The organism is Hippea sp. KM1, assembly GCF_000526195.1.
In the GTDB taxonomy this organism is placed as follows: Bacteria; Campylobacterota_A; Desulfurellia; order Desulfurellales; family Hippeaceae; genus Hippea.
The window spans coordinates 1,658,764-1,669,994 of the sequence record NZ_JAFP01000001.1 but is presented as its reverse complement, the minus strand read 5'-3'; the positions used below and the strand labels follow the sequence as shown (position 1 = coordinate 1,669,994).

Sequence of the window (11,231 nt, the reverse complement as noted above, 5' to 3'; positions counted from 1 at the left end):
AATTGAACCAAGAAACAAATTAACTTTTAGGAGGTAGAGTTATGTTAGCTAACGCCAAGATTAGTATTATAGGTGCAGGCCAGGTTGGTGGTACCACGATGCTGAGGATTGCTGAGAAGGAGCTTGCAAAAACAGTTGTATTGTTGGACATCGTTGAGGGTTTGCCCCAGGGTAAGGCATTGGATGAGATGGAAGCAGCACCAATTGAGGGTTTCGATACAGAGATCATAGGAACAAATGATTACAAGGATACAGAGAACTCAGACATCGTTATCATTACATCCGGTATGCCAAGAAAGCCCGGCATGAGCAGGGATGACCTTCTTACGACAAATGTTAAGATAATGAAAGAGGTTGCAGCTAATGTTGCAAAGTACTCTCCAGATGCCATCGTTATCGTTGTTGCCAATCCTCTTGATGCTATGGTTTATGCTGCTAAGAAGGTCGGCGGATTTGCAGACGATAAGTTGATGGGTCAGGCAGGTTGTCTGGATTCAACAAGGTTTGCAAGGTTCATCGCTTGGGAGGCCAAATGCTCCGTGAAGGCTGTTCAGGCTATGACATTGGGCGGACATGGCGACGATATGGTTCCTCTGACAAGGTACTCCACAGTAAGGGGTGTGCCTATAACTGAGATCTTTGATAAGGAGACAATCGACAGGCTTGTTGAGAGAACAAGAAAGGGTGGTGGCGAGATCGTATCACTCCTAAAGACCGGTTCTGCATTCTATGCAACGGCTTCTGCAGTTGTTCAGATGGTTGAGGCCATCGTAAAGGATACAAAGGATGTATTGCCATGCGCTGTAAAGACCCAGGGTAAATACGGTCTTGATCCTGATCTGTTTGTTGGCTTGCCAGCAAGATTGGGTCAGAACGGTGTTGAGGAGATCGTTGAGCTTAAACTCAACGATGAGGAGCTTGCAGCACTCAAGGCATCGGCTGACCATGTAAAAGAGCTCTGCAACAGGATCGAAGAGCTCAAACTCTTATAAAATAAAACCGAAAGGGAGCCAAAATGGCTGAAGTAAGAAATGTAAGCGTAAAGGATGTTGAAGAGGCCGTCTATAAGCTCGCCTTAGAGGCGGCCTATCATATACCTGAGGATGTTTTGGAGGCTGAGAAGAAGGCTTACGAGAAGGAAAAGTCCCCTGTGGCAAAACAGGTGCTTGAGACGATCTTTCAGAACATAGAGGTCTCCTCGAAGGAGGAGTTTCCGCTCTGTCAGGATACAGGCTTGGCTGTTATATTCTTAGAGGTTGGTCAGGATGTCCATTTTACAGACGGCTATGTTGTTGATGCCATAAACAAGGGTGTTGAAAGGGCTTATAAGGATGGATATTTGAGGAAGTCCACCTGCCATCCGCTCACCAGGGAGAATTACGGCAATAACCTGCCGGCTGTTATCCACACATTTGTTGTGCCTGGCAACAAGGTGAAGATCATCTTCGATGCCAAGGGTGGCGGCAGTGAGTCTATGAGTAAGGTTCAGATGCTAAAACCGGCCGACGGAAGGGATGGAATAATCCAGACCGTTGTCGATTGGGTTATACAGGCAGGGCCCAATCCATGCCCACCGGTTATAGTGGGTGTGGGTATAGGCGGTGATTTTGAAAGGGCTGCAGTAATGGCTAAGCATGCCACATTGAGAAAGGTGGGCAAGCCCAGCGATGATCCTGTATTGGCCGAGATGGAGCAGGAGATCTTGGAGAAGGTCAACAACTCCGGTATAGGTCCTGCCGGTCTTGGCGGTTTGACCACCTGTTTAGGTGTTCATATCGAAATGGAGCCTTGCCACATAGCCACGCTGCCTTTGGGTATCAACATAGCTTGCCATGTTAACAGGCACAAAGAAATAGAGCTTTAAAGGAGTCAGGTATGGCAGAGTATAGATTAAAGACACCTTTAACCGATGAGGATATAATCCAGTTAAAGGCCGGTGATAAGGTATACCTATCTGGTGTTTTGTATACGGCAAGGGATGCCGCCCACATGAGGATGGTTAAGGCTTTGGATGAGGGTAAAGAGCTGCCTTTTGATATAAAGGGCCAGGTGATTTACTATGTTGGGCCTTCTCCTGCAAGACCGGGTAAACCCATAGGTTCTGCCGGCCCAACGACCAGCTATAGGATGAATCCATTTGCACCAAGGCTCATCTCCTTGGGTCAGAAGGGCATGATCGGCAAGGGTAAGATGAGCGATGAGGTTAAGCAGGCCTGCATCCAGTATAAGGCTTGTTATTTTGTCTCTATAGGTGGTGCGGCAGCTGTTGTTGGAAGCGCTGTTAAGGAGGCAGAGATTATCGCATATCCTGAGCTTGGACCTGAGGCTGTAAGGAAGCTCGTTGTCGAGGATATGCCGCTGTTTGTCTGCTATGATGCACACGGCAACGACCTGTATGAGATGGCCAAGAAGGAGTGGGCAAATAAATATAGTGTGGGTTAATTAATTAAGCCATAAAGGGGCAGCTGGTGTTAATTTTTAGCAGCTGTCCCTTAATTTTACTAAGTCTTGACAAATAGTTAGGCTTGTGATATTTAGAGAAAAAATTTTTGGAAAGGAGGTCAGAGGTTGCACTAAGAGTGCAGCCGAGGAGGGCTATGGATTGGTATAGAGGTCGTCCACATCATATTTCTTATAAGTGGCATGAGGGTTTTGTGGCCTGGATTTTCCACAGGATTACCGGTCTTTTGTTGATCCTTTATCTGTTCTTGCATGAATGGGTAATCTCAACGCTTCAGAATCCTCAGGGTTTCACTAAGGCTATGGCAGCTTTGGAGAATCCTGTATTCAAACTGTTAGAGGTTGGTTTGTGGCTTGTTGCTTCGTATCATGCTATTAACGGTTTAAGGGTTGTGTTGGTTAACTTTGCTGGAGCTGCCGAGAGGGAGAATTACCAGGGTAATGTATGGATTTTCTGGGTAATCTTTGCCATCGTGTTTGTAGCTGGCGCTATTCCTATGCTTATGAAGCTGTAATTAAGGAGGTTTGATAAATGGAGTACATGAGAGGTTTCATAGATAGGTATCAAGGAAGCGGTAAGGGTGGCGATCTAAGCTGGTTGCTTCAGAGGGTATCTGGTGTCGCTTTGTTGGTTCTTTTGTTGGGACACTTCTTCATAGAGCACTTTGTTGGCGGTCCCATAGATTATCAGCATGTTGCTGCAAGACTTGCCTCTCCTTTGTGGAAGGTGTTTGATTTGACATTCGTTGTATTTGCCCTTTATCACGGAATCAACGGAATCTTCATGAATATTGAGGATTATGTTCACTCCGGTTGGAGGGTATTCTGGAAGGGCTTCTTCTGGGTAGTTGGCATACTCTATTTAGTTTTAGCTGCCATAACGATTTTGCCGTTTAAAGGATAAAAATAAGGAGGTTTTGGGTAATGGCTGATATTAAGTATAGATACGAAGTCTTTGATGTTGTCGTTGTTGGTGCTGGTGGTGCCGGTTTGGCTGCAGCTGTTCAGACAGGTCTGGCTAAACTTAAAACCGCTGTAATATCCGAGGTCTTCCCAACAAGGTCGCACACGGTTTCAGCCCAGGGTGGAATTGCTGCCGCTATTGCCAACATGGATGAGGATTACTGGATCTGGCACATGTATGATACGGTTAAGGGTTCTGACTATTTGGGCGATCAGGACGCTATAGAGGAGTTCGTTAAGAACGCTCCTTTGGCAATATACGAGCTTGAGCATTGGGGTGTTCCCTTCTCAAGGAACGAAGACGGAACGATTTACCAGAGGGCCTTTGGTGGTCAGACAAGGAACTTCGGTGAGTCGATAGCCCACAGAAGCTGCGCCATTGCAGATAGGTCCGGACATGCTATGTTGCATGCCCTCTTTGAGAGGACATTGAGGCCCGATATCGCTCCGTATGTGAGCTATTACTCTGAGTATCTTGCACTTGAGCTGTTTAGAAACCCAGAGACGGGTAAGGTTTTTGGTGTTCTGGCATGGGATATGGTTAACGGCCATCTCTATGCGTTCTTCGCAAAGGCCGTTATATTTGCCACAGGCGGAAGCTTGAGGAACTTCAGGACCAACACAAACGCTCACATCAATACCGGTGATGGTCTATATATGGCGCTTAAGGCCGGTATTCCGCTTGAGGATCCTGAGTTTATACAGTTCCACCCAACAGGCATCTATGGCGTTGGAAACCTGATTACAGAAGGTGTTAGGGGTGAGGGTGGATACCTGCTCAACTCAAACGGTGAAAGGTTCATGAAGAAATACGCCCCACATGTTCTGGATCTGGCATCCCGCGATGTCGTTTCCAGGGCTATGGCTATGGAGGTTAGAGAAGGCAGGGGCGTAGGTCCGAAGAAGGATCACATACTGCTTAAGCTTGACCATCTGGGTAAAGACTTTATTATGCAGAAATTGCCGGGAATCTGGGAGCTTGCATATAAATTCGTCGGTGTTGATTGTACAAAAGAGCCCATCCCTGTTGAGCCTACTGCTCACTATCAGATGGCAGGAATACCAACGAATATCAACGGTGAGGTTGTTATCTGGGATGGTGAGAAGGATGTTCCTGTACCTGGCTTCTATGCAGCTGGTGAGTGCGCTTGCCAGTCGTTGCACGGTGCAAACAGGCTTGGAACAAACTCGTTGATTGACCTTGTTGTTACAGGAAAACAGGCAGGTCAGTCAGCTGCAAGGTATATAATTGAGGAGAATGCACCTGCTCCATTGCCAGCAGAGGACTTCTGGGCAGAGAAGTTCGGTAAAGAGACGGTCGAGAAGATAAAAGAGCTCTTCGATAAAGACGGTGGCGATCTGAAGTATAAGGATATATTATATCCATTGAGGGATTCGATGCAGCACAACATGTCGGTCTTCAGGATTGAAGAGGGCATGAAGGAAGAGTTGAAGATACTTGATGAGCTGCAGGAGAAGTTCCAGAGGATGGGTGTAAAGGATAAGAGCCTCCACTTCAACAGTGAGCTGATCGAATACTTCGAGTTGCGCTCCCTGTTGACACTCTCTAAGATCGAGACAATGGCAGCATTGAACAGGACAGAGAGTAGGGGCGGACATTACAGAGAGGATTATCCTGAGAGGGATGATAAGAACTGGTTGAAACATACACTTGCCTACCTGGATGAGAACGGCGAAGTCAGATTCGATTATAAACCGGTTAGATTGAAGGGAAGGACAGCACCGACATTCGAACCCAAGAAGAGGGTTTACTAAAGGTAAGGAGGGTAAATAATGGCATTAAATGTTGGAGATAAAGTAATTTTCAAGATTTTTAGATATGACCCCGAGAAGGATAAAGCTCCTTACTATCAGGATTTCGAGGTTACCATCACCAGAAAGGGTATGATGGTGCTGGATGGCTTGAACCAGATCAAGTGGGAGCAGGATCCTACCTTGAGCTATAGAAGGAGCTGCCGTGAGGGTGTCTGCGGATCCGACGGTATGAACATAAACGGTATGAACACCGTATCCTGTATGGCCCATATAGAGGATTATAATTCCGATGTTTTGGTTATAAAACCGTTGCCCGGTTTTCCTGTTGTTAAGGATCTTGTTTGCGACTTCGATGACTTCTTCAATAAGTATTACGCTGTGAAGCCTTACCTGATTGAGAAGGTTCCACCTCCAGGAAGGGAGAGGCTGCAGAGCCCCGAGGATAGGGCTAAGCTGGATGGGCTCTATGAGTGTATTTTGTGCGGTTGTTGTTCAAGCTCCTGTCCGTCCTACTGGGCAGATCCAGACTATTTAGGACCTTCTGCATTGCTTAATGCTGCAAGGTTCGTTTTGGACAGCAGGGATGACGGCTCCGACGAGAGATTGGATATCGTAAACAACATCCACGGCGTTTGGAGATGTCATACAATCTTGAACTGTATCCACGCCTGTCCGAAGGAGCTCAACCCAACAAAGGCCATTGCAGCATTGCAGAAAGAGATCCTCAAGAGGAAATACTAATAGCTTTAATCGGGAGGGGTTGTCCCCTCCTTTTTTATTCAAAAAGCCTATCGATAGTTGATACTATCCTTCCCTTGCCAAGCAGGGTTGTAATCTGCTGCCCCTTTTTTATATCCTTGATTGATACTATGGGTTTGTTGTTTTGATCAAGCGTTGTAGAATACCCCCTTTTCAATATATTCAGGGGGCTTAGGTTTTTTAATTTTGATTCATAGAACTCAACGGAGTTTCTTTTGCGGTTTAGCAGCTGTTTATAGTGGTTGTTGGTTATCTGATAAAGGAAATTGACCCTTTGGTTTAAGAGGTTAACCCTTTCTTGTGGGTTGCGCTGGGCTATGAGTTTTGAATAGCTATTTAAGAGGTTTGTCTTTTTTTGAATCAATGCGCTTAGCCTTTGTGGAAGAACCGCCTTTAGGTGTTTTAGGTTCTGTTTTGCAAGCTTTACCTTTTCAGAGGGGCTGTTTTCTTTGATTGTTTCTTTAAAGAGCAAAAGCCTTTTTTCTTTGGTTTTTAAAAGACGGGTTAGATCCGAGGATATCCTCTCTGCAATCCTGTCTATGTGCATGGTGTGGTTGGCGATGAGTCCGTTAACCCTTAGATAGAAGCCCCTCGTGGAGAAGGTCTTTAGCTTTTCCCTCTTTGTCTTGATGGTATGGTGAATTGATGCATTGAGCATCTGTGTTAGGTTGCGGAGGTTTTCTTTGGCCTTAAACTGCCAGTTTGTTAAGACCTCGGCTGCAGCCGAGGGGGTTTCGACCCTCAAGTCTGCGACCATATCGCATAGGGTTATGTCTATCTGATGTCCTATGGCGCTTATTGTTGGAAACTTCGTATGAAACAGGTTTTCTGCTATCTCTTTATCGTTGAATACCCACAGGTCTTCTGAGGAGCCACCGCCCCTTGAGATAACAACGACATCAATGTTTTCTTCTATGGCGTTTATCTGCTTTATTGCCGAGAGAATGCTACTTTTTGCAGACTCACCCTGAACGGTTATGGGGTATATTAGAAGCTCTATATCAAAGCCCCTCCGCTTTATGATGTTTATGATGTCTCTTACCGCAGCACCCGTTGTGCTTGTCAGAAGAACCACCCTTTTGGGGTTGTATGGTATGGGTCTTTTCCTTGAGAAATAACCCTTGGCCTTTAGCTCTTCTTTTGCCTTCTGAAATTCTGCGTATTTATCGCCAATGCCGGCATCCTGGAAGTATTCCACGATTAGTCTGTACTCACCGCTTGGGGGATATATGCTCAGTGAGCCGAAGGCCTGAATCTTTGTGCCGTCTTTGGGTATGGTGTTGAGCTTTCTTAGTGTGCCTTTAAATAGAAGGCATTTTATGGAGGCCTTATCCCCTTCCTTGAGGTTGAAATATAGATGTCCGGTGCTGGAAAGCCGCGCCGAGTCAACCTCGCCTATCACCCATATATTGTAAAAGTTACCCTCAACGATCTCCTTTATGAGATTGGTGATTTGGCTTACCGTGTATTTTTTAGCCGACATGCTTTATGTGCTTTAGCGACTCCTTTATGAGTTCTTCTATGGTCATGTTTGCATTGCTTTTGTATATCTCGTTTACGGTTTTTGATGCCTCGGAGTAAGAAAAACCCAGACCCTGCAGGGTTGCTATGGCATCCTCAACAATGGGCGGGTTTTGTGTTTGGGGTATCTTTGATGATAGCTCAACGATGATGGATAGAGCCGTTTTCTTACCAACACCTGGTATCTTTGTAAGGAGTTCCTTGTTTTGTTCCTCGATGGCCTTGTAGAATTGGTCAATGGAGATGTTGGATAGGATGGATATGGCCGTTTGAGCACCTATCTTTGAGATTTTGCGGAGGCTGTTGAACAGTTCCTTCTCCTCTTTTGTTGCAAAACCGTATAGCTTGATGTTCTTTTCTCCTATTACAACTTCACAGAACAGCATGCATTCCCTGCCAACCTCGGGCAATTTATTGAAGGTGGAAAGCGGTATGGATATATCCAGCATCAGCCCGCCTACATCGACCACGGCCTTTAGGTTGGCCTTGTCGATTAAGGTTCCTCTAACCGCCTCAAGCATCAGACAATGTCCACCCTGATCTTATCCCAGCTTTTGCACTTTGGACACCTGAAAAACAACTTGCCGGCAGAATGCCCGCAGTTTGTGCAGGTGTATCTGATGGGGTATGTTATGTTTTGGGTTGTAAATATCTTTAAAAAACCGGGTGTTTTTTCTGTTTCTATCTCCGAAAGCCTCTTTAGTATGAACGGGCTTTTTATTCCCTTCTTGAGAAGCGCTTTATACAAAGACGACGCCTTCTTCTTTTGCTGAAGCTTTAGGAAGGATTCTGCTGCAAAGAAGAGTATGTAGGGATTGTCGGGGTAGTGCATCAAAAGATTTATCAGCTTTTCTGTTAAAACGGAATCGTCCTGTATCCTGTTTAGGGCCAGATTGCAGAACTGCGGTTGTATTAGACAGACCCTTTCCCATAACTGATAGGCCTTCTCGATCTTGCCGTATTGGAAGTATATATCGCCTAAATGCAACAGGGCATCTATGCAGTTTTTATACTCCTTCAACGCCCTTTCAAAGTTCTTCTTTGCTTCCTCGGTCTTGCCCTCCTTCAGGTTGTCCTTGCCCAATTCGGTGTATAAGTGGGCGACGGTGTGTTTGTCAACGCCATCAAACCTCTTGTGCCATATCAGGGCGTTTTCCCAGTCCTTTGAATCCTCGTATACCTCATAGAGCAGCCTCTTGGCCTGGTTGTTTTTGGGATCTATGGAGAGTGCGTCCTTGAAGTATTTTTTAGCCCTATCATACAGGCCGGCCTTTTTGTAATCTATGCCTATGTTCAGGTATATATCCATCTTCTTGTCCTTCTCTAAGTTGGCCCTGGCAAGGAGGCTTTTGTGTATTATCAAAGCCCTGTTTATCTCGCCCTTTTTCCTAAATAGGTTTCCTATGCTGAGATAGATGTCTATCATATCGGGGTCTAACTTGGCCGTGTCTGTAAGCTCCTTTATGGCCTTGTCTGTTTCGTCTTCTATGATGTAATTGATTCCCTTCATATAGCTTTCCAACTTCTTCTTGTCTATGTTTTCCTTTTTCTGTTTGCCTAACATCCATAGATAGGAAACCAATATGCCAAGCAGAAATACTATAAACAGTATGGCTATATCCTGACCCGTTATATTGGAAAGCAGGTTGCTTGCATTCATGGTTTTACTCTTTTGTTATGGTTAGCTGTCTTAGTTGGGCTATCTCTTCCTTGAGCGATTTTATCTCCTTCTCCCTTCTTTTGAGCTCCCTTTTTATGGATAGCTCATCGACAAACATAAAAAACCACCCTATGAGTATGCCTGTAAATACAGAGATAAACACAACCAGCCAGAGTGGCATGTTCTCGAATTTTATACCTAAATAGCTGACATTCACGCTTTGTGTATTGTAAACCACAAATAGACCTAAAACAACGAGAATCAGCACCGTCAGGATTATGCGCAGTATATTCATCTTATAACCTCTTTCAGTTTCTTGTATGTTTCCCTCAATGCCTCGGAAATTACCTTTGTGTCCGATACGGTTGACATGAAGTTTGTGTCGCCGTTCCATCTTGGGACTATGTGTATGTGTATATGATCATCTATTCCTGCACCGGCTGATTTGCCCAGGTTCATGCCCAGGTTGAATCCATCGGGGTTCATTATCCTGTTTATAGCCTCGATGCCCTTGTTTACAAGCTCAAACATCTCAGCCTGTTCCTGTTTTGTTAGCTTGAGTGGACTGTCTATGTGCCTGTTTGGCACAACCATTAGATGGCCTGCGTTGTATGGATAGAGGTTCATAATGATGAAGGAGAACTCTGCCCTGTAAAGAACCAGCCTCTCCTCATCGTTATTGGCCTTTAAGGCGTTGCAGAATACACACCCATCTTCCTTCTTATCGGAGAGGATATACCCAATCCTCCACGGAGCCCACAATCTTTCCATCGCATTACACCCTAAAATGTCCTTTTGTCTATGACCCTTTTGGCCTTACCCTCACTCCTTTGGATGGAGTTTGGCTCAACTAATTTTACCTCAACATCGAGGCCGAGCGTGGTTTTTAATTCCGCATTTATCCTATCCAATAGCTGTTTCTGCTTCTTCATCTCATCGAAGAACAGGTTTGCATTGGCCTCGACCATGACGGTTACCCTATCCAGAGCCCCAACCCTATCCACTATGATTTGATAGTGCGGTGATATGCCGTCTATGTTGAACAATACCTCTTCTATCTGGCTGGGGAAGACATTGACGCCCCTTATTATGAGCATGTCGTCCGTTCTGCCTATGGGTTTTTCCATTCTTGCAAAGCTCCTGCCGCAGGAGCAGGTGTCGGTTTTTACCTTTGTTATGTCCCTTGTCCTGTATCTAAAAACCGGGAGGGCTTCTTTTGTTAGTGTTGTTATGACAAGCTCACCGTATTCCCCCTCCTTTGCCGGTTCATTGGTTTCTGGATTGATGATCTCAACGATAAAATGGTCTTCTGCTATGTGCATACCGTCCTGAGCCTCGCACTCACCCGCCACACCTGGGCCTATTATCTCACTGAGTCCGTAATTATCATAGGCCTTTAGGTTTAGGGATTCCTCTATCTTGCTGCGCATCTTTTCACTCCACGGCTCTGCACCGAACATGCCGATTCTTAGCTTTAGATCCTCCTTTGGGTCAAGCCCCAGTTTTCTTGCTACCTCTCCTATGTATAGTGCATAACTCGGTGTGCAGACAAGCACCGTGGCCTCAAAATCCTTCATTATCATTACCTGGCGCTTGGTGTTTCCGCTTGAGGCAGGTATTATTGCAGCGCCCACCTTCTCAAGTCCATAATGAAGCCCGAATCCACCGGTAAAAAGACCGTAACCAAAGGCTATTTGAACCACATCCTCATCGTTTACGCCCGCTGCGGTTGCTATCCTTGCAACCAGATTGCTCCAGGTCTCTAAGTCCTTTTTTGTATATGCCACGACGGTGGGTTTGCCTGTTGTGCCGCTTGATGAGTGGATTCTTATGATCTCCTTCATGGGCCTTGCCAGCAGGCCAAAGGGATAGTTGTCTCTAAAGTCCGTTTTTGTTGTAAATGGCAGTTTCTGGATATCTTCAATGCTCTGTATAGATTCCTTTGTTATGCCGAATTCGTCGAATTTCTTGCGATAGAACGGCGAGTTTTTGTATGCATAGTCTATTTTTTCCCTTAATAGCTCTATTTGGAGTTGTTTTAGCTTGTCTCTATCCAGGGTTTCCCTATCCTTTTCCCAGAACATCACTCCCC

General features: G+C 45.5%; 13 protein-coding genes. 7 read left to right on the top strand and 6 right to left on the bottom strand.

What is annotated here, in order from left to right; translation table 11 throughout:
• The first annotated feature begins 41 nt into the window (after positions 1 to 41).
• The 7 genes from mdh to D891_RS0108585 all read left to right on the top strand — a co-directional run bounded on the left by mdh (position 42) and on the right by D891_RS0108585 (position 5,940).
• Entirely contained in the window at positions 42 to 992 is a 951-nt protein-coding gene (mdh, locus tag D891_RS0108615; protein WP_025270705.1) for a malate dehydrogenase, read from the top strand.
• Between the two features lie 23 nt (positions 993 to 1,015).
• A complete protein-coding gene (locus D891_RS0108610; RefSeq protein ID WP_025270704.1) occupies positions 1,016 to 1,864 on the top strand; it encodes a fumarate hydratase in 849 nt (282 codons plus the stop codon).
• A gap of 11 nt (positions 1,865 to 1,875) precedes the next feature.
• Positions 1,876 to 2,442 (top strand): Fe-S-containing hydro-lyase, encoded by a 567-nt coding sequence (locus D891_RS0108605; protein WP_025270703.1) that lies wholly within the window; start codon positions 1,876 to 1,878, stop codon positions 2,440 to 2,442.
• Positions 2,443 to 2,597: 155 nt separating this feature from the next.
• Positions 2,598 to 2,975 carry a succinate dehydrogenase, cytochrome b556 subunit gene (gene sdhC / locus D891_RS09625; protein ID WP_025270702.1) on the top strand — a complete coding sequence of 126 codons (378 nt, stop codon included), beginning with the start codon at positions 2,598 to 2,600 and terminating at the stop codon, positions 2,973 to 2,975.
• A 17-nt stretch (positions 2,976 to 2,992) separates the two neighbouring features.
• Positions 2,993 to 3,364, top strand: a complete 372-nt coding sequence (sdhD, locus tag D891_RS0108595; protein WP_025270701.1) for a succinate dehydrogenase, hydrophobic membrane anchor protein — start codon at positions 2,993 to 2,995, stop codon at positions 3,362 to 3,364.
• Between the two features lie 20 nt (positions 3,365 to 3,384).
• On the top strand, positions 3,385 to 5,199 hold the full coding sequence (gene sdhA, locus D891_RS0108590) for a succinate dehydrogenase flavoprotein subunit (protein WP_025270700.1): 1,815 nt from the start codon (positions 3,385 to 3,387) through the stop codon (positions 5,197 to 5,199).
• Between the two features lie 18 nt (positions 5,200 to 5,217).
• The gene (locus D891_RS0108585) at positions 5,218 to 5,940 is read left to right on the top strand and encodes a succinate dehydrogenase iron-sulfur subunit (RefSeq protein ID WP_025270699.1); all 723 of its coding nucleotides are present in this window, start codon (positions 5,218 to 5,220) and stop codon (positions 5,938 to 5,940) included.
• A gap of 34 nt (positions 5,941 to 5,974) precedes the next feature.
• Here D891_RS0108585 and xseA read toward each other — a convergent pair whose 3' ends face one another.
• Genes xseA through D891_RS0108555 form a run of 6 tightly spaced genes read right to left on the bottom strand, consistent with a single transcriptional unit; the run spans position 5,975 to position 11,223 of the window.
• Complete coding sequence (xseA, locus tag D891_RS0108580; protein WP_025270698.1) at positions 5,975 to 7,441, bottom strand: exodeoxyribonuclease VII large subunit; 1,467 nt, start codon at positions 7,439 to 7,441, stop codon at positions 5,975 to 5,977.
• On the bottom strand, positions 7,431 to 8,000 hold the full coding sequence (gene ruvA, locus D891_RS0108575) for a Holliday junction branch migration protein RuvA (protein WP_025270697.1): 570 nt from the start codon (positions 7,998 to 8,000) through the stop codon (positions 7,431 to 7,433). Before ruvA ends, xseA begins: the two co-directional genes overlap by 11 nt.
• Positions 8,000 to 9,139 (bottom strand): tetratricopeptide repeat protein, encoded by a 1,140-nt coding sequence (locus tag D891_RS0108570; protein WP_025270696.1) that lies wholly within the window; start codon positions 9,137 to 9,139, stop codon positions 8,000 to 8,002. Before D891_RS0108570 ends, ruvA begins: the two co-directional genes overlap by 1 nt.
• A gap of 4 nt (positions 9,140 to 9,143) precedes the next feature.
• Positions 9,144 to 9,434, bottom strand: coding sequence for a LapA family protein (locus tag D891_RS0108565; RefSeq protein ID WP_025270695.1), 291 nt, complete (start codon positions 9,432 to 9,434; stop codon positions 9,144 to 9,146).
• Positions 9,431 to 9,910, bottom strand: coding sequence for an HIT family protein (locus D891_RS0108560; protein ID WP_025270694.1), 480 nt, complete (start codon positions 9,908 to 9,910; stop codon positions 9,431 to 9,433). Before D891_RS0108560 ends, D891_RS0108565 begins: the two co-directional genes overlap by 4 nt.
• Before the next feature lie 11 nt (positions 9,911 to 9,921).
• Positions 9,922 to 11,223, bottom strand: a complete 1,302-nt coding sequence (locus D891_RS0108555; protein ID WP_029952185.1) for a phenylacetate--CoA ligase family protein — start codon at positions 11,221 to 11,223, stop codon at positions 9,922 to 9,924.
• Between the last annotated feature and the right edge of the window lie 8 nt (positions 11,224 to 11,231).